At 68.6% G+C, this 22,901-nt stretch carries 25 protein-coding genes, 1 tRNA gene and 1 pseudogene; 15 read left to right on the top strand and 12 right to left on the bottom strand.

Features of this window, described 5'->3' with window-relative positions:
- The first annotated feature begins 139 nt into the window (after positions 1-139).
- Entirely contained in the window at positions 140-379 is a 240-nt protein-coding gene (locus VB739_RS09525; RefSeq protein WP_323356839.1) for a hypothetical protein, read from the top strand.
- A 182-nt stretch (positions 380-561) separates the two neighbouring features.
- Positions 562-921 (top strand): cyclic nucleotide-binding domain-containing protein, encoded by a 360-nt coding sequence (locus tag VB739_RS09520; protein WP_043325820.1) that lies wholly within the window; start codon positions 562-564, stop codon positions 919-921.
- On the opposite strand, the gene speB is transcribed toward VB739_RS09520, so the two are convergent.
- Complete coding sequence (gene speB / locus VB739_RS09515) at positions 915-1,775, bottom strand: agmatinase (RefSeq protein ID WP_323356838.1); 861 nt, start codon at positions 1,773-1,775, stop codon at positions 915-917. The genes VB739_RS09520 and speB overlap by 7 nt on opposite strands.
- A complete protein-coding gene (speE, locus tag VB739_RS09510; RefSeq protein ID WP_323356837.1) occupies positions 1,772-2,647 on the bottom strand; it encodes a polyamine aminopropyltransferase in 876 nt (291 codons plus the stop codon). The genes speB and speE overlap by 4 nt, the downstream gene beginning before the upstream one ends.
- Positions 2,648-2,704: 57 nt before the next feature.
- Here speE and VB739_RS09505 point away from each other — a divergent pair, with 57 nt between their 5' ends.
- Both VB739_RS09505 and arfB read left to right on the top strand, forming a co-directional pair.
- The gene (locus VB739_RS09505) at positions 2,705-3,442 is read left to right on the top strand and encodes a carbonic anhydrase (protein ID WP_323356836.1); all 738 of its coding nucleotides are present in this window, start codon (positions 2,705-2,707) and stop codon (positions 3,440-3,442) included.
- A complete protein-coding gene (gene arfB, locus VB739_RS09500; protein WP_323356835.1) occupies positions 3,439-3,873 on the top strand; it encodes an alternative ribosome rescue aminoacyl-tRNA hydrolase ArfB in 435 nt (144 codons plus the stop codon). Before VB739_RS09505 ends, arfB begins: the two co-directional genes overlap by 4 nt.
- Here arfB and mazG read toward each other — a convergent pair.
- Both mazG and VB739_RS09490 read right to left on the bottom strand, forming a co-directional pair.
- On the bottom strand, positions 3,833-4,759 hold the full coding sequence (gene mazG / locus VB739_RS09495; RefSeq protein ID WP_323356834.1) for a nucleoside triphosphate pyrophosphohydrolase: 927 nt from the start codon (positions 4,757-4,759) through the stop codon (positions 3,833-3,835). The genes arfB and mazG overlap by 41 nt on opposite strands.
- 51 nt (positions 4,760-4,810) lie before the next feature.
- Entirely contained in the window at positions 4,811-6,517 is a 1,707-nt protein-coding gene (locus VB739_RS09490) for a SulP family inorganic anion transporter (protein WP_323356833.1), read from the bottom strand.
- A gap of 635 nt (positions 6,518-7,152) precedes the next feature.
- Between VB739_RS09490 and VB739_RS09485 the strand changes: the two genes are divergently transcribed.
- The 5 genes from VB739_RS09485 to VB739_RS09465 all read left to right on the top strand — a co-directional run bounded on the left by VB739_RS09485 (position 7,153) and on the right by VB739_RS09465 (position 11,658).
- Positions 7,153-8,154 carry a sodium-dependent bicarbonate transport family permease gene (locus VB739_RS09485; RefSeq protein WP_323356848.1) on the top strand — a complete coding sequence of 334 codons (1,002 nt, stop codon included), beginning with the start codon at positions 7,153-7,155 and terminating at the stop codon, positions 8,152-8,154.
- 49 nt (positions 8,155-8,203) lie between these two features.
- Positions 8,204-8,518 carry a P-II family nitrogen regulator gene (locus VB739_RS09480; RefSeq protein WP_323356832.1) on the top strand — a complete coding sequence of 105 codons (315 nt, stop codon included), beginning with the start codon at positions 8,204-8,206 and terminating at the stop codon, positions 8,516-8,518.
- Positions 8,519-8,749: 231 nt separating this feature from the next.
- Positions 8,750-10,090 (top strand): cation:proton antiporter, encoded by a 1,341-nt coding sequence (locus tag VB739_RS09475; RefSeq protein WP_323356831.1) that lies wholly within the window; start codon positions 8,750-8,752, stop codon positions 10,088-10,090.
- A gap of 61 nt (positions 10,091-10,151) precedes the next feature.
- Positions 10,152-11,123: an arsenosugar biosynthesis radical SAM (seleno)protein ArsS gene (gene arsS / locus VB739_RS09470; RefSeq protein ID WP_323356830.1), complete on the top strand. Its 972-nt coding sequence runs from the start codon at positions 10,152-10,154 to the stop codon at positions 11,121-11,123.
- Positions 11,124-11,190: 67 nt separating this feature from the next.
- Positions 11,191-11,658 (top strand): arsenate reductase ArsC, encoded by a 468-nt coding sequence (locus VB739_RS09465; RefSeq protein WP_323356829.1) that lies wholly within the window; start codon positions 11,191-11,193, stop codon positions 11,656-11,658.
- A gap of 31 nt (positions 11,659-11,689) precedes the next feature.
- On the opposite strand, the gene VB739_RS09460 is transcribed toward VB739_RS09465, so the two are convergent.
- From VB739_RS09460 to VB739_RS09450, 3 genes are read right to left on the bottom strand one after another with little or no spacing between them, the layout of a single operon-like run.
- The gene (locus VB739_RS09460) at positions 11,690-12,559 is read right to left on the bottom strand and encodes a DUF547 domain-containing protein (RefSeq protein WP_323356828.1); all 870 of its coding nucleotides are present in this window, start codon (positions 12,557-12,559) and stop codon (positions 11,690-11,692) included.
- A 25-nt stretch (positions 12,560-12,584) separates the two neighbouring features.
- Positions 12,585-13,877: a hypothetical protein gene (locus VB739_RS09455; RefSeq protein WP_323356827.1), complete on the bottom strand. Its 1,293-nt coding sequence runs from the start codon at positions 13,875-13,877 to the stop codon at positions 12,585-12,587.
- A complete protein-coding gene (locus VB739_RS09450; protein ID WP_323356826.1) occupies positions 13,868-14,584 on the bottom strand; it encodes a glycosyltransferase family 2 protein in 717 nt (238 codons plus the stop codon). The genes VB739_RS09455 and VB739_RS09450 overlap by 10 nt, the downstream gene beginning before the upstream one ends.
- A 116-nt stretch (positions 14,585-14,700) precedes the next feature.
- Here VB739_RS09450 and VB739_RS09445 point away from each other — a divergent pair, with 116 nt between their 5' ends.
- Together VB739_RS09445 and VB739_RS09440 are read left to right on the top strand one after the other, a co-directional pair.
- Positions 14,701-16,890: an FAD-dependent oxidoreductase gene (locus VB739_RS09445; protein ID WP_323356825.1), complete on the top strand. Its 2,190-nt coding sequence runs from the start codon at positions 14,701-14,703 to the stop codon at positions 16,888-16,890.
- A gap of 37 nt (positions 16,891-16,927) precedes the next feature.
- Positions 16,928-18,016 carry a methyltransferase domain-containing protein gene (locus VB739_RS09440; protein ID WP_323356824.1) on the top strand — a complete coding sequence of 363 codons (1,089 nt, stop codon included), beginning with the start codon at positions 16,928-16,930 and terminating at the stop codon, positions 18,014-18,016.
- On the opposite strand, the gene VB739_RS09435 is transcribed toward VB739_RS09440, so the two are convergent.
- On the bottom strand, positions 17,961-18,515 hold the full coding sequence (locus VB739_RS09435; protein ID WP_323356823.1) for a metal-binding protein: 555 nt from the start codon (positions 18,513-18,515) through the stop codon (positions 17,961-17,963). The two genes, VB739_RS09440 and VB739_RS09435, sit on opposite strands and share 56 nt — an antisense overlap.
- Before the next feature lie 75 nt (positions 18,516-18,590).
- On the opposite strand from VB739_RS09435, the gene VB739_RS09430 reads away from it, so the two are divergent.
- Positions 18,591-18,662, top strand: a tRNA-Val gene (locus VB739_RS09430).
- 269 nt (positions 18,663-18,931) lie between these two features.
- Here VB739_RS09430 and VB739_RS09425 read toward each other — a convergent pair.
- On the bottom strand, positions 18,932-19,903 hold the full coding sequence (locus tag VB739_RS09425) for a GGDEF domain-containing protein (RefSeq protein ID WP_323356822.1): 972 nt from the start codon (positions 19,901-19,903) through the stop codon (positions 18,932-18,934).
- 164 nt (positions 19,904-20,067) lie between these two features.
- Between VB739_RS09425 and VB739_RS09420 the strand changes: the two genes are divergently transcribed.
- A complete protein-coding gene (locus tag VB739_RS09420) occupies positions 20,068-20,778 on the top strand; it encodes a response regulator transcription factor (protein ID WP_323356821.1) in 711 nt (236 codons plus the stop codon).
- Positions 20,779-20,931: 153 nt separating this feature from the next.
- A complete protein-coding gene (locus VB739_RS09415; RefSeq protein ID WP_323356820.1) occupies positions 20,932-21,279 on the top strand; it encodes a hypothetical protein in 348 nt (115 codons plus the stop codon).
- 7 nt (positions 21,280-21,286) lie between these two features.
- Here VB739_RS09415 and VB739_RS09410 read toward each other — a convergent pair whose 3' ends face one another.
- Genes VB739_RS09410 through VB739_RS09400 form a run of 3 tightly spaced genes read right to left on the bottom strand, consistent with a single transcriptional unit; the run spans position 21,287 to position 22,606 of the window.
- Positions 21,287-21,694, bottom strand: coding sequence for a type II toxin-antitoxin system VapC family toxin (locus VB739_RS09410; RefSeq protein ID WP_323356819.1), 408 nt, complete (start codon positions 21,692-21,694; stop codon positions 21,287-21,289).
- 10 nt (positions 21,695-21,704) lie between these two features.
- Positions 21,705-21,932: a type II toxin-antitoxin system prevent-host-death family antitoxin gene (locus tag VB739_RS09405; protein WP_323356818.1), complete on the bottom strand. Its 228-nt coding sequence runs from the start codon at positions 21,930-21,932 to the stop codon at positions 21,705-21,707.
- A gap of 20 nt (positions 21,933-21,952) precedes the next feature.
- Positions 21,953-22,606 carry an isochorismatase family cysteine hydrolase gene (locus tag VB739_RS09400; protein ID WP_323356817.1) on the bottom strand — a complete coding sequence of 218 codons (654 nt, stop codon included), beginning with the start codon at positions 22,604-22,606 and terminating at the stop codon, positions 21,953-21,955.
- Positions 22,607-22,629: 23 nt separating this feature from the next.
- Here VB739_RS09400 and VB739_RS09395 point away from each other — a divergent pair.
- A pseudogene (locus tag VB739_RS09395) lies at positions 22,630-22,901 on the top strand (glutamine synthetase); the annotation flags it as partial.

The raw sequence follows: 22,901 nt of genomic DNA, 5'->3' as shown, positions 1-22,901 counted from the left end.
GCCGATCCTATGGAGAGGTCAGGAATGGGACAGGCAGGCGCTGTCGCCGCCAATACCGAAGAAAGCCTGTGATTCGGCTTCCACCCCTATCACACAGACGAAGAACTGCGTACTTTGAATGGCCCATTAGGTCAAGAGGATGGGCAACCGTCCCAACTGTCGCAGCTGCCGCCACTGCACCCCCCCTGCCGGGGTGGAGATGGGATGGTGCCAGCTGCGCCAGCTGCCCATCCATCCCGAACTGGTCGCTGACCTCTGGTGTCATCACTGGACATCACGACCGCCGCGGCTGCCGGTGGTCTCCCCCGACGGCCTGCTGAAGCCGGCGCGCCTGCCGATGGGCAGCCAGCAACTCAGCCTGGCCACCGGCCTCCACTGACGGCACCTGGAGGGTCAAAATGTGACGGTTGATTCCGTTTTGACATTCTTCCGCTGATTCTTCCCAGCTTCTCCTACCGGAAGCCACCGTTTGGCCCTAGGAAGGCTGAACCCCGTCCACCCCCACCACGGAGGTCCCCTGAATTGATCAGAACCGCCACATCCCCATCACCCATCGATCTGATGGCCGTTCATGTGGATTGTGAAACCTTCACCCTGCCCACAGGAGCCCACGTCTTCTCCCGCGGCGCCAGCGCCAACGCCATCTACGCCGTGCGTCGCGGCATCGTTGAACTGGTGGGCGAGCAGGGCGAGAAAACCTGCTACCGCCCTGGTGAACTGTTCAGCTACCAGGACATCACCTGGCGGGAGCTGAGCCACCGCAGCGACGCCTTTGCCCGAACGCCGGTGGAAGTGCTGCGGCTCGATCGGCTCCGCTTCCTCAACCTGCTGCACAACCACCCCACTCTGGCCGTGCAACTGATCGGACAGCAGCACACCCGCCTGCGGGAGCAACGCGCCAGCGGCACCTGCTGCTACTGAGCGCCAAGCAGCAGCAGCAGACTCCGGGTCACCTTGGCGGCCAGCACGGCGCTGACACCGCTGGGGTCGAGCTGGGGAGCCAGCTCGACCACGTCGGCGGCCACCAGCTGGTGATGCCGCAGTTCTTCCAGCAACTCAGCGAAGTGGGGCCAGTGGAAGCCGCCGGGCTCCGGGGTGCCCGTGCCGGGCAGCACGGCCGGATCGAACCAGTCAAGATCGACGGTGAGATAGAGGGGCCGGCCCCGCAGGGGGGCCAGCGCCGCGGCCATGGCAGCGATCGGCACCAACCGGCCGCTGCTGCGCAGCTCCTGGAACTCCTCGCGGGTGCCGCTGCGGATGGCGATCTGGCGCAGCTCGCCGCTGGGCAGCACCTCCAGGCAACGGCGCATGGCGCAGGCATGGCTGTGGTGGGCCCCGAGCCAGCTCTGGCGCAGGTCGGCGTGGGCATCGAGCTGCACCAGCACCAGATCGGGGTGGCACTGCGCCACCGCCGCCACGGCCCCACTGCTGATCGAATGCTCACCGCCCAGCATCAGGGGCGCCAGGCCCAGATCCAGCACCGCTTCGGTGGCCCGGCGCACCGCCGCCACCACCGGCTCGGGGGCGCCGAAGGGGATCGCCACGGCGCCCAGGTCGGCGAAGGCCAGGTCCTCGAGATCCAGGTCGAGCTGGGGGTCGTAGCTCTCCAGGCCGCTGCTCACCTCCCGGATCGCCGCCGGGCCGAAACGGGTGCCGGGGCGGAAGGAGGTGGTGCCGTCGTAGGGAACGCCGAACAGCCCCACGGCGCAACCCTGGGGCTCGCGGCGGGCCCCCATGTAGATCGCCCCTTCGGTGTCGAACAGCTCCAGGCTCATGGCTGGGCCGCGGCGTCGGCCAGCTGGCGCTCCACGAAGGCCGGCACCGCCTCGAAAGCGCCCCGCTGCCAGCGGGGCGACCAGATGCGGCATCCCGGCGCCACCGCCGCAGCGCGTTCCGCCAGGGGCTCCCGGTAGCGGGGGCCATCGGGGCAGGCGAAGGTCCAGCTCCACCAGCCGCTGGGGTACATCGGCACCCAGCCGTACAGCGGATCGGCGTGGCCGAACACCTCGCGCAGCAGCTGCACGGTGTCGATGTGCACCTGGCGGAAGGCTTCGGGGGACTCGCTCTGGGTGGCGAACACACCGCCGGGCCGCAGCAGGCGGCGGCAGTGCTGGAAGAAGCTGCGGTTGAACAGGCCCTCGGCCGGTCCGGCCGGATCGGAGCCATCCACCAGCACGACGTCGTAGCTGGCGTCAGGGGCGGAAGCGGCCCAGGCGATGCCATCGCCGACGGTGAGGTGGAAGCGGGGATCGCTCCAGGCGTCGCCGCCGAGGCTGGGCAGGTGCTTCCGGGAGAGCTCCACCACCAGCCCGTCGATCTCCACCATGTCGAGGTGGGCGACGCCGGGGTGGCGCAGGCACTCGCGGGCGGTGCCGCCGTCGCCGCCACCGATCACCAGCACCCGCTCGATCGAGGCGGCGGCGCAGAGGGCCGGATGCACCAGCGGTTCGTGGTAGTGCCGCTCCTGCCGTTCCGCCGTCATCCAGCAGCCGTCGAGCAGCAGGCCCTTGCCGTAGGTCTGGCTGTCGATGATCGTGATGCGCTGGAAGGGGCTGATGTGCTCCTCCACCACGGTGGCGGCCAGGCCGTAGCGCACCCCGCCCAGCTCCTCGTCCACCCAGGCGCCCGGTGGCTGTTGCGGTCCCATGCGGTTGGCTCGTGGCTTTCCAGCTAAACCTTCGGCAGGACCCCTTGTCACGGCGCCATGGCACATTCCAGACGCCAACTGTTGCGGCTCCTCGGCCTGGCGGGCACCGGGCTGGCCCTGAACACCCTGCGGCCGGCGTCGGCGGCGGCCGCGGACGGAACCCTGAAGGAACGGCTGTCGGTGTGCCGTCCCGAGGGCGACCCCCTGCAGGAACTGCTGCGCCGCAACCGCGACTTCTCCCGCATCTGGCGGGCCGCCGAACGCAGCGACGACCCCCAGGAGCGGGCCACCCTGCTGCACGAAACCTGGCCGCTGCACTGCCAGGTGCGGCCCGATGCTCTGGCCTCCGGCCAGCAACCCTGGGCCTCGGTGCTCTGCTGCGCCGATTCGCGGGTGGCACCGGAGTGGATCTTCGCCTGCGGCGCCGGGGAGCTGTTTGAGGTGCGCAGCGCCGGCAACACGGCCTTCGACGAGGGCATCGCCTCGCTGGAGTACGCCGTGGCGGAGCTGGCGATGCCCCTGATCCTGGTGATGGGCCACAGCGGCTGCGGCGCGGTGACCGCCGCCATGGCCAGCGCCCCGCTCACGCCCCTGCTGGAGGACCTGGTGGCGCCGATCCGGGCCGGCCTGAAGCCGGGGTCGGACCTGGCCGAGTCGGTGCGCCGCAATGCCGCCACCGCCGCCACTGCCCTGCCCCGGCGCAGTGCCCTGCTGGCCAAGGCCGTCGCGGAGGGGCGCCTGCGCATCCAGGCCGCTTACTTCGACATCGGCAGCGGCGAAGTGAGCCTGGTGTGAGCAGCGACCTGTCCCTGGGCAATGGCCTGGTGATCCCGGCGTCCGAGTTGGGCTGGCGCTTCTCGCGCGCCTCCGGGCCCGGGGGGCAGGGGGTGAACACCACCGACTCCCGGGTGGAGCTGGTGTACGACCTGGGCTCCAGCAGCGCCCTGCCCCCGAGCCTGCGGGAGCGGGCCCTGCGGCGGCTGGCTGCCCGGCTCACCCCGGCCGGGCTGGTGATCGTGGCGGCGGAGCAGCGCTCCCAGTGGCAGAACCGTCAGGCGGCGCAGAAGCGCCTGGTGGCGCTGCTGCAGGCGGCGATCGCGCCGCCGCCACCCCCCCGCCGCGCCACCAAGCCCAGCCGCGGCTCGGTGGAGCGTCGGCTGAAGGCCAAGCGCCAACGGGGATCGATCAAGAGCCATCGGCGGCAGGGTCCGACGGAGGACGGGTAGGGCCGTGCCCCCTCTCAGCGCGGATCTGGGCCTTGGCCGCCTGCCAGTGGCCCTCCAGCTCCGCGATTGGGCGGCCGCCGAGGTCGCCGCCCAGGGCGGCCTCCACCCGGGAAAAGCGATCGAGGAAGCGGCGGTTGGTGCCGGCCAAGCCCTCCTCCGGATCGAGATCGCACCAGCGGGCCACGTTCACCAGGGTGAAGAGGACGTCGCCCAGTTCCTCCTGGGCGTGGGCCCGGTCGCCGCTGGCCACGGCCTCCCGCAGCTCGTCCATCTCCTCCTGGACCTTCGCCCACACGGCCTCCATGGCGTCCCACTCGAAGCCGGCGGCGGCGGCTTTACGGGAGATGGTCATGGCGCCGGCCAGGGCCGGCTGGCCGCGCACCTTCTCCGCCAGCCGGTCGCTGAGGGGGCTGGCGGGTGGCGGCGCAGCGCCAGGGACGGCGGTGGCCCGCCCGCGCTGCTGGCGTTCGGCGGCCTTGATCGCCTCCCAGCTGCGGCGCACGGCCTCGGAGTCGTCGGGCCGCTCCGCCGCTGGATCGAACACATGGGGGTGGCGGCGCACCAGCTTGGCCACCAGGCCGCGGGCGACGGCGGTCAGATCGAAGCGTCCCGTTTCGCTGGCGATGCGGGCGTGCAGCACCACCTGCAGCAGCAGGTCGCCCAGTTCCTCCGCCAGATGGCCGTCATCCCCCTGGCGGATCGCATCAGCCACCTCGTGGGCCTCCTCCAGCACGTAGGGAATCAGGGTGCTGTGGGTCTGGGCCAGGTCCCAGGGGCAGCCGCCCTGCGGATCCCGCAGCCGGGCCACGACCGCCACAAGCTCGCTGAGGGCCTCCAGGCTCGCCCCATCGGCATCAGAAGCGGAAAGCGGCCGGGAACCGGACATCGCGGGAGGGGAGAACCACCACCATCCTTGGTGATGGCACCGGCCTGGTGATCAGGCCAAGCCGGCCACCGCCTGCTGCAGGGCATCGTGGCGGCTCAGGGTGGTGCGCTCCGGCGGCAGCTTGGCGTACAGCCCGAGCTTCTCAAGGCGCTGGCGGGTGGTGCCGCTGGCCCCGACCACGAACACCTGGCGGCCCTTCTCGATCGCTTCCTCGACGGCGAGCTCCACCGCCAGAGCAGCGGTGACGCCGAGGTGGGACACCTCTGTGAGGTCGAACACCACGGCCTTGCAGACACCGATGGCGTTGTGCTCGCGGCCGATCGCCTTGGCCACACCAAAGATCATGGCCCCGGTGAGCTGGAACAGCAGCACCTCCCCCTTGCCCTGGTCCAGCAGGGTCTTCTCCTCGGGGTTGAGCAGCAGATCGCCATCGCCGGTGGAGACCGACTTGACCGATTTGCTCTGCAGAGCGCTCATCTTGTCGATCGTGAGGATGTTGGCGATGAACACGCCAATGCCCACCGCCGCGATCAGATCCACCAGCACGGTGAGGCCGATGACCAGGTACATGATCAGCGCGCCGGTGAGCGAGATGCGGTGGGCGCGCTTGAGGAACCCCCAGTCGACGATGTCGAAGCCCACCTTCAGGGCGATGCCGGCCAGCACGGCCTGGGGGATCTGGGCCGCCAACCGGGTGCCGGCCAGGATCACCAGCATCAGGATCAGGGCGCGGCTGATGCCGGAGAGGGCACTGCGGCCCCCCGCCTGAATGTTGACGACGGTGCCCATGGTGGCGCCGGCGCCAGCGATGCCGCCGAACAGGCCGGAAGCCAGGTTGCCCAGGCCCTGGCCGATCAGTTCCTTGTTGGGGTCGTGCTCGGTGCGGGTGATGCTGTCGGCGATCACGGCGGTGAGCAGGGCGTCGATGCAGCCGAGCATGCCCAGCACGGCGGCGTCGATCAGCATCACCCGGAGCTGGGGCAGCGCGAAGTGGGGGAGATGCAGGCTGGGGAAACCGGAGGCGATCTCGCCGATGCGGCGGATGCCCTCACCACCGGCTTCCGCCCCGCCGCCGCCCCCGGTGAGCAGAGTCAGGGAGAGGATGGTGCCGAGCACCAAGGCGATCAGCTGGGGCGGGGCGACCTTCTTGACCTTCCCCGGGGTGAACCAGAGGATCGCCAGCGTCACCAGGGCCAGGGTGACTTCCGTGGGGCGGGCGCCGGCCAGCAGCTGGGGCAGGTTGGTGAGGGTGCCCATCACGCCGCCCTTGGGGATGGCCTGGCCGAGGAAGGGACCGAGCTGCAGCACCATCAGGATGATGCCGATGCCGCTCATGAAGCCCGAGATCACCGTGTAGGGCATCTGGGTGATGTAGCGGCCCAGCTTCAGCATCCCGAAGAGGATCTGGAACACCCCAGCCAGCATCACCACGGTGAAGGCCATGGCCAGGCCGTTCTCCGGATCCTGGGCGGTGAAGCTGGCGATGACGGCGGTCATCACCACCGTCATCGGCCCGGTGGGCTCGGAGATCAGGGTGGGCGTACCGCCGAACAGGGCGGCAAACAGACCCACCAGTACCGCACCCCATAGACCGGCAGCGGCACCAGCCCCGGAGGCCACACCGAAGGCCAGGGCCATCGGCAGGGCGATCACGGCGGCCGTGACCCCCCCGAACAGGTCGCCCTTGATGTTCTGGGTGCTGATGTGATTCAGCAGCCGGAATGGGGGAGGCCCTGGAGGGGCTGAAACAGTTGCCATCACTACAGACCGGTGTGGTGGGCGCAACCATAGGGGTTACTCAGGACGACTGGGTGTCCTCAGGCCTTGCAGGACCATGGCCGAAGAGAATCGCAATCTTGCCCCGCGCCGACCAGCCCTCCCTATCGGCAAGTTCTCCCCTGCTTGGATCAGAACCCATCCGGCCTGCATCGCTCAGCGTTGCCCTTGAAGGACTGCAGACCCGGGATAGAAGCCAAAGGCCATTCATGCCCAGACAAGGGGCCCACAGCCGGACCATTGCAGAGGCCCCGGCATTCCCTTTCTATGCCCAGATGCCTTGGCATACCTGAGCTTTTGACAGAACAGGCAGAACTGGTTCGATCAGCCCAGACCTCACTTTCCCTCGCCATGGTCGGTGAGCTGAACGACCCCGAATACGAAGCATGAATGTATGTTCTATCCTGTCGATCCGCGGTGGAGCCTACTGAGCTTTCATGACTTGGCTGGGCACATCAGTGGAGCCAGAACACGACTCGCGACAGGGATGGATTGCTCGGCTATCAACAGCAGAACCCGTGTTGATAACGATGCCTTATGGCTCCTATCGCTTCAACGACGACTTCGTGAAGCTGCTACCTTCCACAGACTCAAATCAGGAGCCACAAACTCAACACGTGAATTTCCTTTCCGACTTCATCCCGCTGTTCCTGCAGCAGCTTCAGTCCCCGACCCTCGGATTCCTGATCGGGGGCATCGTCGTCGCATCACTTGGCAGCCAGCTGGCCATTCCAGACTCGATCTACAAGTTCATCAGCTTCTTCCTGTTGATGAAGATCGGCCTGACTGGCGGGATCGCCATTCGCAATTCCAATCCCTCCGAGATCCTTCTCCCGGCACTTGCGGCTGTACTGATTGGCATCGTGATCGTTTTCATCGGTCGTTACACCCTCGGGAAACTGCCCGGCATCACGGTGCCTGACGCCGTGGCCACAGGTGGTCTGTTCGGCGCGGTGAGTGGCTCCACGCTGGCGGCGGTGCTGCCGCAGCTGGATTCCGCCAAGATCCCCTATGAGGCTTGGACGGCGGCCCTCTATCCCTTCATGGACATCCCGGCGCTTGTGACCGCCATCGTGGTGGCCAGCGTTTATCTCAGCAAGAGAAACGGCAAGGCATCCGAAAACGTCGAGATCTGGCCGATCATCAAAGAGAGCATGCAGAGCTCGGCCGTCACGTCGCTGCTGCTGGGTGTGGCCCTTGGCATTCTCACCAAGCCCGAGCCCGTCTATGAGAGCTTCTTCAACCCCCTGTTCCGCGGCTTCCTCGCGATTCTGATGATCATCATGGGGATGGAGGCCGCCCAGCGCATGAATGAGCTGCGCAAGGTTGCCCAGTGGTTTGCCATCTACGCCTTTCTTGCGCCGATCGTGCATGGATTTCTGGCCTTTGGTCTTGGCCTTGTCATTCACAAGATCACCGGCTTCAGCATCGGTGGCGCCGTTGTGCTGGCTGTGATCGCTGCATCCAGCTCGGACATCTCGGGTCCGCCGACCCTTCGTGCAGGCATCCCTTCGGCAAACCCCTCGGCCTACATCGGTGCCTCCACAGCCATCGGCACGCCCGTGGCGATCGCCATCTGCATCCCGCTGTTCATTGGGCTTGCCGAGATGATGGGATGATCATCGATCGTTAAACTTTCAAATCCACCACCAATCGGAGGCTAAGGTCATGAGTCAACAGGTCTGGAAGCTGGTGATCGTTGCAGAGGAAATCCTCTCCAAGAAACTCATCAAGCTCATCAAGGCGGCAGGTGCCACCGGTTACACGGTCAATGCAGCGGGTGGCGAAGGAAGCCGCAATGTGCGCTCCACAGGAGAACCAAGCGTGTCGCACACCCTCTCCAATGTGAAAATCGAAGTGCTGACCGGCACCCGCGAGCTGGCTGATGCCATCACCCGGGCGATCGAAGCCAAGTATTACGCGGACTTCTCCATCATCACGTACATCTACCAGGTGGAAGCTCTGCGCGATCACAAGTTCTGATCCAGCAAGATCCCTGTCTGCTGGGGCGGGACCACTGGAGTCTTCAAGGGCGTTGGCTGCCGAGGCCACCTCCGGTTCCATGGCCCTCTTGGCCCTCCGATCCACCAATCCGGGTCGATCGATGACCACCACTGATCGAATGGATCACGGTTTCCTGTGGATACTGGCGCCATTCAGGCAACCGATCGCCCTGGATTCCAGTAAAACTGCTTCCACCCCCTACCCCACCTGATGGATTTTGTGCCCACGCTGCTGATGGAAGTCGGCAGCCACCAGGTTGAAGTGACGGAAACCCTGATCGGGGTTGGGCGTTTTCTCGTGATTTTCGTGGCGGCCCGCTTCATGGCGGAGCTGATGGTGCGCCTGCAGCTCCCCACCATCCTGGGTGAACTGGTGGCCGGAGTGGTGATCGGTGCCTCCGGCCTCCACCTGGTGGTCCCCCCCGAGGCCCAGGCCCAGTTGAGTGCTGGGGTCCTCGGGCTGCTGAGCTCCCTGGGCGGGATGACGCCGGAGGCCGTCACGTCTCTGTATGGCGAGACCTTTTCCAGCCTCCAGGTGGTGGCCGAGATCGGCCTCTTTTCCCTGCTCTTTCTGACGGGGCTGGAGAGCGAGCTCGATGAGCTCGTGGCCGTTGGGGTCCAGGCCGGCACCGTGGCCTTCACCGGGGTGGTGTTGCCCTTCGCCGCCGGCACCGCCGGCCTCTACTACCTCTTCCACGTGCCCTTCATCCCGGCCGTCTTTGCCGGCGCCGCCATGACGGCCACCTCGATCGGCATCACGGCGAGCGTGTTCGGTGAGCTGCAGTGGCTGAAGCGCAAGGAAGGCCAGATCGTCATCGGTGCCGCCGTGCTCGACGACATCCTCGGCATCGTCATCCTGGCGGTGGTGGTCTCCCTGGCCGGCGGGGGCGCCTTCACCCTGGGACCGATCGTCAAGCTGTGCACCGCGGCGGTGATCTTCGTGGCTGTCGCCCTGGTGCTCAGCCGTTTCGCCGCCCCGGCCTTCGACTGGGTGGTCGATCAGCTCAAGGCCCCCGGTGATGTGGCGGTGGCCAGTTTCGTGGTCCTCACCCTCTGCTGCTTCGCCGCCCAGGCGATCGGCCTGGAGGCCGCCCTGGGGGCCTTCGCCGCCGGCCTGATCCTCAGCGCCTCCAAGCACACCCACGACATCGAAAGTGCGGTCAAACCCCTGGTGGCCCTTTTTGCCACGGTGTTCTTCGTGCTGATCGGCACCGGCATGGACCTTTCGGTGCTGAACCCCTTCGATCCCGCCAACCACGAGGGTCTGGTGGTGGCCCTGTTCCTGCTGGTGGTGGCCGTGGTCGGCAAGGTAGCCGCCGGCTGGACCTACACCAGCAAGGATCCGACCAACAGGCTGGTGGTGGGTCTGGGGATGATGCCCCGCGGTGAAGTCGGTCTGATCTTCCTGGGCCTGGGCACCCAGGCCGGCATCCTCACCCCGGCCCTCGAAGCCGCCATCCTGTTGATGGTGATCGGCACCACCTTCCTGGCCCCGGTTCTGCTGCGGCTCGTGATCGGTGGTCAGTCGGAGACCGCGGCCCAGACCACCTGAGCCTCCCGGCCCATCCGATTCGCCGCCCGGCCGGTACCTCCGGTATCCATCCCCTTGATCCATGGGCGTTGCCGATCTGAACGGCCCCACCACCACCCTGGCCCCACCGTTCCCGGCCCTGCGCCGCGGCCGGCTCGACACCCTGCAGGTGAACCTGGGCTACCGCTGCAACCAGAGTTGCAGCCACTGCCATGTCAACGCCGGCCCCAGCCGCACCGAGATGATGGATCCTTCCACCATCGCCTTGGTGCCGGCGGTGCTGCGGGCGCGGGGCCTCGCCAGCCTCGATCTCACCGGCGGCGCGCCGGAGCTGCACCCCGGCTTCCGCGACCTGGTGCGCCAGGCCCGGGGGCTGGGGGTGGCGGTGATCGACCGCTGCAACCTCACGATCCTCAGTGAGCCCGGCCAGAAGGATCTGGCCGCCTTCCTGGCCCAGCAGGGGGTGAAGGTGGTGGCCTCCCTGCCCTGCTACAGCGCCGACAACGTCGACCGGCAGCGCGGCGATGGGGTGTTCGAGCGCAGCCTCTCGGGCCTGCGCCAGCTCAACGCCCTCGGCTACGGCGATCCGGACGCGGGCCTCGAGCTGGATCTGGTGTACAACCCCCAGGGCCCCAGCCTGCCGCCGCCCCAGGCCGCCCTGGAGGCCGACTACCGGCGGGAGCTGGCCGATCGCTTCGGGCTGCGCTTCAACCGCCTGTTCACGATCACCAACATGCCCATCCAGCGCTTTGCGGCGGTACTGCGCCAGCAGGGGCAGCTGGAGGGCTACATGGCGCTGCTGCGCCAGCACCACAACCCGGCCAACCTGGCTCAGGTGATGTGCCGCTCCACGGTCAGCGTCGACTGGCAGGGGTTTCTGTACGACTGCGACTTCAACCAGATGCTCGGCCTGCCCATCGGCCAGGGCAACCCTCGGGCCCACCTGCGCCAGCTGCTGGAGCGGGACCCTGATGGGGAGCCGATCGCCGTGGCCGACCACTGCTTCGGCTGCAGCGCCGGCGCCGGTTCCAGCTGCGGGGGCGCCCTGAGCTGAAGCCCCCTGGGCCGCTCAGGCACTTCCCGTCGATCGGGCTACTGGACTGAAACAGTCACTTCTGATCATGAACAACCAGACAACGACCGACAACGCCACCGGGGCCGCCAGACAGCGGGTGCTGGTGGTCTGCACCGGCAATTCCGCCCGCAGCATCATGGCTGAAGCGCTCTTCCAGACCCTGGGCCAGGGGGCGATTGATGTCGTCAGCGCGGGCAGTGCCCCGACGGGGCGGGTTCATCCGCTGGCCCTGGAGCAGATCAGCCGCCTTCCCGTGGACCCGGCCCAATACAGCAGCAAGAGCCTGACGGCGGTCCTGGAAGGTGCGGCGGCACCGTTCGATCTGGTCGTCACGGTGTGTGACCACGCGGCCTCAACCTGCGGCACGCTCCCGGGCGACCCCGCCAGGTTGCATTGGGGCCTGCCCGATCCAGCCGCTCACCTGGACACCCAGGAGGCCCGGAGTGCCTTCTCCGCCTGCTTCGATGAGCTGGCCGAGCGCATCAGTGGCCTGCTGAACGAGCCGATGGCCTGACCAACGGCAGGACCGTGACCATGGCAACGTCTCAGGGGCTCTGGCGATTCAGGTCCCAGTTGTAGGGGAGGTAGGAGAAGCGGTAGTCGCCGCCCAGGATCAGGGCGCTCTCCTGGGCCGGGAGGTAGCGGGAGACGAAGCGCAGCACGGCACTCTGCTTCTGGTGCCCCGGCACAGCGGCGGCGGTGGGATCGGCGCGCTGCCAGTCCTCGGCGAACCACTGAAAGATCTGGGAGATCTGCACCGTTCCTGCGGCCCGGTCGATCTTCAGTCCCACGGGGCTGGCCAGCCAGAGGGTCGCCTGATCCTCCAGCTGCCGGTCGAGGGCCGGGCCCGTGAAGGCCTCGCGCCGCAGCGGCGGGCAGCTGATGGCGGCACACACCAAGGCCGCGTGGATGCGTGGCTCGTTGTACTCGCGCCGCAGGATCTCGTGCTCGATCGCATCGAGGGTGAGGCCACGGCCCATGAGCTGGTGGCGGCGGAACTTCCACACGCCAGGAATCGCCTTGATGCTGGGCCGGATCGGATCGTTATCGATGATCGCGCGCAGGGTGAAGGCGTTGTAGGCATTGATCAACAGGGCGATCTGCTCGGCCTCGGACCAGGAGGCGAAGCGCTCGGGGGCCAGGGCGCCGAGCGCCCTGATGTAGCGATCAAGCTGGGCCGGATCCCGTTGCAGGGCGGCGTAATCCACCAGGCCCCGCCCATCCACCACGTTCTGCAGCACCGCGTTGAAGGGGGCTGGATCGAGGGGGGGCTGGGGGGCCACGGCCGCCAGGGAAGGGCGGCTGGCGTCGCCAGCCATCAAGGTCGTGGCCGGCCCGCGGCCGCAGCCCGTGGCGGTGATCAGCATCAGACCGCAGACCAGGAGTAACGGGGTGCGGGAACGGACGGGAACCATGGCAGGGCGGGGGTGCACCAGAGCTTTACCCGCGAAGGGGCGATTCGGTTCGACCGCGGGCGCTGAGCAGCAGCCCCAGCAGCAGGGGCAGCCACAGCAGCAGCCGCTCGGAGGTGGTGAGCTGCCAGTTGGGCAACCGCGAGGGCAGCACGAAATACACAAACGCCGAAAGGCTCACCAGCCGCGCCCCCCAGTTCTGGCTGGGCACGGCGAAGGGCATCAGCCAGATGAAGTACCAGGCATGCACCACCGGGGAAAGCAGCAACAAGGCCAGCAGATAGCGCCAGGCGAAGACCCCCAGCCTGGCGCTGGTGGCGAGCAGCAGCACCAGCGCCAGGAGCAGCAGCAGCCCGTGCACGGCATTGGTCTGCAGGGTCCACGGCCAGAGCTGGGCGATCCAATGCGGCAGCCACTCGGCGCTGCGGCTGTGGCGGATGAAGGTGGAGCCGGTGGGCAACAGCGGGCAGCTGCGCAGGCCGCAGAACAGGGAGGCCCCCAGCAGCAGCGGTGCCAACCCCAGCAGCATCGTGCTGAGCACCGGTGCGGGGCGCCGGAACTGGCGCCAGCGGCTCCAGGCTCGCTGCAGCAGCAGCGGCAAGGTGATCCATTTCAGGGCCACGCTCAGCCCCAGCAACAGGTCGATGCAGGCCTGGGGGCGTAGACCCTGCGGCGGGGGATCCCGCTCGGCCAGCAGCCAGGCGGCCACCAGCGGCAACAGGAACCAGCTGTCGTAGTGCCCGCCGCCGCTGATTCCATAGATCACCAGCGGATTCCAGGCGTAGAGCGCCGTGCCCGCCGCGCCGAACCGGGCCGCCAACAACGCGCAGATCGCCAGGTCGGCGGCCGTGAACGAGAGCTTGAACAGCAGCACCTGCTGGGCCACGGCGGCATGCAGCCGGAACAGCAACTGCGTCAGGGGCGGGTAGATGGCGGTGGTGTCGGGGTGGTTGATCAGCGACCACCAGGCTGTGCGCAACCCCTCCAGCTCCGCGGCGTCCGGTGGCAGCCGGTAGGGATTGAAGCCATGCAGCTGGATACCTCCCTCCCAGAGGTACCGCCAGATGTCATCGCCGGGCTCCATGGCCAGCAGAGCCAGCCGCGTCAGCACCGCCACGGCCCAGAACAGGGCGCGGGGGATGCTGGGCAGCGACCAGGACAGGGCGAAACCCAGCCCCATCACCGCGGCCGCCAGCCAGAACGGCAGCAGCTGGGCGGCGTCGAACAGGTCGCCGTGGGGCCGCATCAGCAGCGCCCCGCCGATCAACAGCAGGGCACTGACCGCCAGCTGCAGGCGCCGCAGCCGGGAGGTCAGCACCATCGCCGCAGCCACAGCCGGCCGAGGGTGGTGAGGATCACACTCCCGGCCCGCACACTGGCGCCCCAGCGACCGGAAATCTTCGAAGCGCCGGCCAGGCGTTGGCGATGGCAGATGGGAATCTCGCGGATGCGCAGGCCCAGCTCGATGGCCCGCACCTGCATCTCCAGGGTCCAGCCGTAGCCACGGTCCCGCATGTCCATGGCCTCGAAGGCCTCGCGCCGCACCAGCCGCAGCGGCCCCATGTCGCGGTAGCGAAACCCCCAACCCAGGCCGATCAGCGTCGTGGCCAGCCGGTTGCCGCCCTGCTGCAGGGGGGTGAGCGTGGCCCGCCCGGCGGCGGTGGCGGTGCGGTCGCCGAGCAGCAGGTCGTGGTCGTTCAGCAGCTCCAGGAAGCGGGGCAGTTCCTCGATCGGATCGCCGCCATCGCCATCGCAGAACAGCAGCCAATCCACCCCGGGGTCGAGCTGGTGGCATCCCCGCCAGCAGGCCCGGCCGTAGCCGGGACGGGGTTCGCTGAGCACCTCCGCCCCCAGCTGCCGGGCGATGGCGGCGGTGTCGTCACGGCTGCCGTTGTCGACGACCCGAATGCGCTCAAATCCCTGGTGGCGCAGCTGGTCGATGACGTGGCCGATCGTCTGGCGTTCGTCGCGCGCCGGAATCACCACCTGAATGGCCTCCATCACCATGGCCGATCCCGGGTTGGGCATGGAATCCCCTTGCTCATGAACGTACCGGCGAAGGGATCGGATGGATGGCCGTTCGCCCGGGGCCGGGGCCATCCGAAACGCCGGCTCGCCGGTAGGAAGAGGGAACGGCTTTCCCCATGGACCCACCGCGCTCCCCGTCCCGCTGGCGCCAGCGGCTGCTGATCGCCGCCATCGCCCTGGTGGTGGTCCTGTTCTTCGCACTCGGCCTGCACCGCCAACTCACCCTGGAGGCCCTGCAGGCGGCCCATGGCGCCCTGCTGGAGCAGCGGCGCCAGGCCCCCCTGCTGGTGGCCGGCGCCTACCTGCTGCTCTACGTGCTGGTGGCGGCCCTGTCGCTGCCGGGGGCCGCGGTGCTCACCCTGGCCGGCGGGGCCATCTTCGGCGTCGGGCTGGGCACCCTGCTGGTGTCGTTCGCCTCCAGCATCGGCGCCCTGCTGGCCTTCCTGGTGGCCCGCACCCTGCTGCGGGAGCCGGTGCGGCGACGCTTCGCCCGCCAGCTGGCTCCGATCGAAGCCGGGGTGGCCCGCGACGGGGTGCTCTACCTGCTCAGCCTGCGGCTGGCGCCGGTGTTCCCCTTCTTCCTGGTCAACCTGCTGATGGCGCTGACGCCGATCCGGGCCGCCAGCTTCTACCTCACCAGCCAGATCGGCATGTTGCCGGGCACGTTCGTCTACGTGAACGCCGGCACCCAGCTGGCCCAGCTGCGCGGGATCGGCGGCATCCTCAGCCCGCCGCTGCTGGGGTCACTGCTGCTGCTGGCCCTGTTCCCCTGGCTGGCCAAGGCGGCCCTGGGCCGCTGGCAGACCTGGCGGCTCTACCGCCGCTGGCCGCGGCCGCGCCGGTTCGATCGCAACCTGATCGTGATCGGCGCCGGAGCGGCGGGACTGGTGACCGCCTACATCGCCGCCACGGTGAAGGCGCGGGTGACGCTGGTGGAGCGCGGCGCCATGGGCGGCGACTGCCTCAACACCGGCTGCGTGCCCAGCAAGGCCCTGATCAGCTCGGCGCGGCTGGCGGCACGCCTGCGCCGGGCCGACCGCTACGGACTCGAACCGCAGGAGCCGCGGCTGAACCTGCGCCGGGTGCTGGAGCGGGTGGCCGACAAGGTGGCGGCCGTGGCCCCCCACGACAGCGTCGAGCGCTACGAGGGCCTGGGGGTGGAGGTGCTGCGCGGCGAGGCCCGTCTGCTCGATCCCTGGACGGTGGCGATCCGCAGCGATACGGGCAGCGAGCAGCGGCTCACCGCCCGGGCGATCGTGCTGGCCACCGGCGCCGAACCGGTGCGGCCCGACTGGCCGGGCAGCGAGGCGGTGCCCCTGCTGACCAGCGAGACCGTCTGGGGCTGGCTGGCCCAGTGTCCGCTGGAGCGGCCGCGGCTGGCGGTGCTGGGGGGCGGGCCGATCGCCTGCGAACTGGCCCAGGCCCTGGCCCAGCTGGGCCTGCCGATCACCCAGATCCAGCGCAGCGACCGCCTGCTGCGCAAGGAGGACGCCGATGTGGCTGCCGAGGTGCACCAGGCCCTGGAGGAGGACGGCGTGACCCTGCACATGGACACCGAGGTGCTCGGCTTCGAGCGGGATCCCGCCCCCGGCGGGGCGGTGACGGTGCTGGTGCGGCAGGGGGAGCGGCAGGGGCGGATCGCCTGCGATGCCGTGCTCTGCGCCCTGGGCCGCCGCGCCCGGCTGCAGGACTACGGCCTGGAGGAGCTGGGCATTCCCACCGGCGCCACGATCAACACCAACGCCTTCCTGCAAACCAACTACCCAAACATCTACGCCGCCGGCGATGTGGCCGGGCCGTTCCAGTTCACCCACACCGCCGCCCACCAGGCCTGGTATGCGGCGGTCAACGCCCTGTTCGGCCAGCTGCGCTCCTTCCAGGTGGACAACCGCGTGATCCCGCGCACCACCTTCACCGACCCGGAGGTGGCCACGGTGGGGCTCACCGAAGCCGAGGCGGCGGCCCGGGGGATGGCGGTGGAGGTGACGCGCTTCCCCCTGCACGAGCTCGACCGTGCCATCGTCGAGAGCGCCGAGCGGGGGTTCGTGAAAGTGCTCACCCCACCGGGCAGCGACCGGATCCTGGGCGCCACGATCGTGGCCGAGCACGCCGGCGAACTGCTGGCCGAGTTCGTGCTGGCCATGAAATGGGGCCTGGGACTGGGCAGGATCTTCGGGACGATCCACGCCTACCCCACCCTGGCCGAAGCCAGCAAGTACACCGCCGCCGCCTGGAAGAAGCAACGGGTACCCCAGCACCTGCTGCCCTGGCTGCGCCGTTACCACACCTGGCGGCGCCAAGGCTGAGCCCCCGCGAACCGCCCCAACCCCTCCGACCCTCACCATGACCAGCGCCACCGATCTGCACCGCAACGTGCAGGAGTACTACGGCTCCACCCTCAGCAGCAGCGCCGACCTGCGCACCAGCGCCTGCTGCGATGCCAGCAGCGTGCCGCCGCCGCTGCGGCCCCTGCTGGCCCGGATCCACCCCGAGGTGCTGAGCCGTTACTACGGCTGCGGCCTGGTGGTGCCACCGCTGCTGGAGGGCCTGCGGGTGCTGGACCTGGGCTGCGGCAGCGGCCGGGATGTGTACCTGCTCGCCCAGCTGGTGGGGGCCGGCGGCGAGGTGGTGGGCGTCGACATGACACCGGAGCAGCTGGCGGTGGCCCGGCGCCACGTCGACCACCACGCCGAGGTGTTCGGCTACGCCAACGTGCGCGTCCTGGAGGGCCGCATCGAGCAGCTCGACCAGTTGCCCCTGGAGCCCGGCAGCTTCGATCTGGTGATCTCCAACTGCGTGGTCAACCTCTCGGCCGACAAGCTGGCGGTGCTCAGCGGGGTGCGGCGGCTGCTGAAGCCCGGCGGCGAGTTCTTCTTCGCCGATGTGTATGCGGATCGGCGCGTGCCCGAGGCCCTGCGTCACGATCCGGTGCTGCACGGCGAATGCCTCAGCGGCGCCCTCTACTGGAACGACTTCCTGCGGCTGGCGCGCCAGGCCGGTTTCGCCGATCCGCGCCTGGTGGCCGACCGCCCCCTGGAGATCACCGACCCGGAGCTGGCCGCACGCACCGGCGCGATCCGCTTCTTCTCCGCCACCTACCGGTTGTTCCAGATCGAGGCCCTGGAGGACGCCTGCGAGGACCACGGCCAGGCGGTGGTCTACCGCGGCAGCATCGCCGCCCACCCCGACGCCCTGCCCTTCGACAAGCACCACCAGATCGAAACGGGCCGGGTGTTTCCGGTCTGCGGCAACACCTTCCGCATGCTGGCTGAAAGCCGGTTGGCGCCCCACTTCGAGTTCATCGGCGATTTCGGCCGCCACTACGGCCTGTTCGAGGGCTGCGGCAGCGCCCTCCCCTTCGATGCTGCGCCCTCCTCTAGCGCCGACGGACCCGCGCCCCAGCCGACCGCCGCCAGCGGCTCCTGCTGCTGAGGCGACGCCCCAGGGCGCGCAGGGGCCGCGGCAGCCGCGGGATCGGGTCGCCGTCCTGGAGGAGATGCAGCCAGCTGCTGGCCTCCAGGCCCACGAAGGCCGTCAGCAGCAGGGGCCGCTGGGAGCCCCAGAGCTCCCGGCCCCGCTGCACCAGCTCGCCAGGCGCCGGGGCGCCCAGGGGCACGAAGGCGGCGCAGGCGAGCAGCACCAGCGCCGCCAGCCACAGCAGCCGCAGGCTGGTGCCCAGCAGGGGACTGTGGGAGAGCAGGGAGCGATGGCTGAGCAGACGCCGGTAGGGCCACCACAGCAGCCGCAGGGGACCCCAGCGGCGGGTGGCGTTGGAGCGGGTGTCCAGGTCGGGGGAGAGCCAGAGGCCACCGAGCAGGAAGGCGCCGGTGGCGACGGCCACCCCCACCGGCCCCAGGGCCGGCCACCAGAGCAGCCCGAACGGCAGAGCCAGGTGTCGGGTGGCGCGATCGTGGCTGCGGCCGCTGGCCATCGCCGGGGTCCGGACGCTGACGGCAAGGTACCGGCCACCGGTGCGCGGCGCCCCTTCCGCCAGAATGCCCGCACTGCCCGATTAGCTCAGCGGTAGAGCGCCTGCCTTACAAGCAGGATGTCGCTGGTTCGAAACCGGCATCGGGCATCACACAGGCTGCGCCAGGAGAGCGAGGCCGCCCGGCGCCACATGGAGGCGGCTGAGGCCGATCAGATCGCCGTTCGCTCGGCGTTTCTGGCCAGTCAACCCAAGATGATGAGGTCGCTCTGATGGCCCAGACAGACCTGCGGGAGGATCATCCAGATCCAGGACGGGCAGATCAGCAGAAGCGCCGCCGGATGATGGGGGCGGCCTGAGCCGGTTGTCTGTCAGCCGGATTCCATGCCAGGACATCCCATGGGCGGTGGGCCTGGCCCCTACGCAGGCTCAGGGCCATGGAAGAGGACAACCCGGTCCTTCTGTCCTTTGGCCTCATACATTGCGAGATCGGCCTTATTGAGGAGGATTTCGGCGGAAGATCCATGGGCAGGGAAGATAGCAATACCGATACTGACCCGCACCCTGAGAACGTCCCCGTGAAGAACACAGGGTTCAGCGATGCGCTCCACCATCTCCTTGGCCATGCGCATGACATCGGCCTGATCTCCAACTTCCAACAACAGGCAGACAAATTCATCACCGCCCCAGCGACTGACCATGTCATCTTCGCGCAGGAAAGACGTCAAGCGTGTCGCCACCATCTGCAAGACCTCATCACCAAGATCGTGACCATACGAATCATTGATGCTTGTGAATTGATCCACATCAATGGAGAAGATCGCAAGCCCCCACCCATGCCGCTTCGACTGGGACAGGCCGTGCTCTAGGCGTTGGTCAAAGGCTGAGCGATTGGGCACATTCGTGAGTGGGTCCTTGGTGGCGCCCTGCCTGGCTTCATCCCTTTGCAGACGAGCCTCGGCCACGTCATCGCGCGCTCCATCCAGCTCGGTTTTTGAGTTTACAAGGTCAGATTCAAGTGTTGTCCGCTGCACAACCCCATCAGCGACGCTTTGATTCAACAGCTTGATCTCGGCGGCGGCAGTCGCAACCATTTCTTCTGTGGCTGTATTCTGGGAGTGGGCGTCCCGGAGATCTTCCGCAGGAACTTCTGCTTGCATGATCACCTCATGGACCGCGACGGGCTCTGTGGCAGCCTCCACAACATCTACCTTGATCTTCTGATTTTGATTCAACGGACTTCCGAGTGATGAATCCCTGGACGATGGTTGCCGGCTGGCCTTTTCGGACGTCATCCTCTTGTCCTCCCCCACCACTCCCTTGAGCTTCTCAAGGCGAAGGGAACTCTGGATATGGCATGCCGCCAGAGTGCAGCGCCGCCGCAGCGCCAACGCTTCCGTTCAGGCCCCCAGCCCCGAGCAGGCCACCAGCGGGCCGACGCAACAAGTTGTTCGTCTATGACGCCTACTTGGCGATCCTTGGAGAAGGGGCCGGGCCCCTCCGACCCAGTCGAGCCCAGACCAAGCGATCATGGGGCCCGGTTGTTCCTCCAGCTGTGGACCTCACGGATCTCATCCCGGGGATCCCCGCCCTGCTGGAGGAGCTCGAGGGGATCCTCGCCGGGCTCACCACGGTCGCCTGCCTGGAGCACATGAAATGGCTGGGGGCCTTCATGTGCATCCCCCCGGTCCAGAAGAGCCTGGTGGGGGCCGCCACGACGGAGGAGGAAGGCTTCCGGCTGGTGGAGCGGCAGCGGCCGTCGCTGCTGGTGGTCAGCCAGAAGCTGCAGGAGGGGACCGGGTTGGCGCTGGTGGAGCGGACCGAGGCGCTGGACCCCGACATCCGGACCCTGCTGATCGCCGACGATGCCAACGAGGCCCTGGTGCGGGAGGCCCTGGCCCGGGGCTGCGACGGCATCTGCTTCGAGTCTGGCCTGTTCATGCCGGCGCTGCGGGTGGTGGCCGGCGGCGGCATCTACTACCCGGAGCCGGTGGCGGCGGTGCTGAGGCAGCGGCCGCCACCGGCCCCGATCGAACCGCTGACCGAACGCGAGCGGGTGGTGCTGAACCACCTGATGCTGGGCCTGACCGACCAGCGGATCAGCCAGGAACTGGTGGTCAGCCCCGAGACCGTCAGGACCCATGTGAAGCACATCTTCCAGAAGCTCCAGGTGGACAACCGCACCAAGGCCGTCGTCAAGTCGATCGCCGCCGGGCTGATCAACCTGGAATCGGCCCTGGAGGGTCGCTCGCCGATCACCGGCTGAACCGTCTGGTCTTGGCCAATCCCCCGTTCTGGGGATGCGGGCCGAGGGTGCTCCGCGGGATGGTGTTCTGGTGCGGGGATGACCCGAGCGGCCTCCCGATGCCAAGCCGGGACCCCGGGACACCGCAAGACCTCAGCAGCAACTCAGCGCACGATGGCCGTCCACCTCAGCTTCGCCGCGGCCGGGCACTCCCGCGTCTCCGAAATCATCCTGGCCGGCCGCACCGGCTACTGGCTGTGCGACCCGGAACGCGTCCTGGCCCATGGCGTCGTCAAGTTGTATGAGCGCCACCCCGAAGGTGGCGATTTCGATCTCAACGACAGCGTCGTGGGGCCCTGGGTGGCCACCTTGACGGTCACGGCCGCCGACCGGGTGCAGTGGCTCGACCGGACCCGGACGATCATCGCCTTCGACCCCGCGACCCTGACGACGGAGTACGTCACCACCGTGCCCCCGTTCAACGCCTCCGGCGTGTACTACGACCCGGAACCGAGCACCTGAGGGCGGATCAGCCCGCGGCCTGCACGTGGTCTCCGTAGGCCACCAGGGTGCGATCGGCGCTGAGCAGCCGCAGGCCCTCCAGTTGGGCCTGCACCACCAGCAGACGGTCGAAGGGGTCGCGGTGGATCCAGGGCAGCTGCTGCACCGCCAGCGCGTGCTCGGCGCGGATGGGGAGTTCGCGGAATCCCTGCCCCAGCAGGCCCAGGCGCAGGGCGGCGGCCTCGACCTGGAAGTCGGCCCGGCCCAGGGACGATTTGATCGCCACCTCCCACAGGCTCACGACGCTGAGCACCAATGGCTGGGCCGGATCCGCCAGCAGGTTTGCGGTCCCGGCCGTCAACCGACGCGGTTCGATGGCCCACCAGAGCAGCAGCTGGGTATCGAGGAGCAGAGGTGTGGGTTCGCTGGGACTCACGGCGAGCAGCTCAGCCGAACAGACTGTCGATCTCGGCGGCGAAATCGGCCTTGAGATCGGCGCCCAGAACCGCGGAACCGCTCAGGAAGCCGCCCCGGCGGGCTTCGGGGGCTGCCGCCACCGGCACCAGCCGCACCATCGGCTGCCCTGCCTTGGCGATCACCACCTCCTCCCCTTCCAGGGCCTGGGCCACGTAACGGGAGAGGTGGGTCTTGGCGTCATGGAGGTTGACCTGCATGCTGGCGGCCCGGACTCAGATCAGCTTAGTCCACCTACGGCTAAGTCCATCTCAGCCATGAACTCCTCACTGCTGATCTGCTCGCCGTAGCCGGCGAAGCAGGCCAGGGCGGCGGCATGGCGCTCCGGGGTCACCGCCTGGCAGGCGTCGTGGACGCATACCACCCGGTAGCCGCGGTCGGCGGCGTCCTTCACCGTGTGGTCGATGCACTGGTCGGTGAGCAGGCCGATCACCACCAGGGTGCGGATGCCGAGGTTGCGCAGCAGGTAGTCGAGGCTGGTGGAGCTGAAGGGCGAGGAGGAGCTCTTGGGGAGCACCAGCTCATCGGCCAGGGGCGCCAGTTCGGCGATCACCTCAGCGGCGCGGCTGCCGGGCGGGAAGCCCATGCCGCAGCGCTTGTAGTCAAAGCTGCGGTCACGCCCGTCGGCGGTGAGGTTGGCGATCACGGTGTGGATCACCTCCAGCCGGGCCCGCCGGGCCGCCGTCAGCACCCGCTGGGCGTTCGGCAGGGTGGTGGCGCGGAAGCGGCGATCGAAGTCCGGATCCGGGCGGGGCTGGGCGTCGCCGCAGGTGCCCTGCTGCAGATCCACCAGCAGCAGCGCGGTGGCGCCGGGGTGCAGCCACTCGGCGGGTGAGCACGGCGGCATGCAGGCGGCGGCGATCCGTCCAATCATGGCGGCAGACGCTTGCCGGGCCCGTGTCCACTCCTCCCGCCCCCATAGCCGCGGCGCTGGCGGCGCAGGGGATCCGCTGGGTGGCGATCACCTGGGTGAACCACGCTGGGGCGCCGCTGGTGAAGGTGGTGCCCCTGGCCGGTTTCGAGGCGGCGGTGGCGGTGGGGGTGGGCTTCTCGCCGGTGGCCGATGCCTTCGGCGCCGACGGCAGCATCGCTGCCGCCCATCGCCTGGCCCGACCCGACGGCGACCTGCGCCTGCGGGCGGATGCGGCGGCCCTGGCGCCGCTGGAGCC

It is taken from the genome of Cyanobium gracile UHCC 0281 (genome assembly GCF_034931305.1).
Lineage (GTDB): Bacteria > Cyanobacteriota > Cyanobacteriia > PCC-6307 > Cyanobiaceae > Cyanobium > Cyanobium gracile_A.
This window is presented reverse-complemented; position numbering and strand designations above follow the sequence as displayed.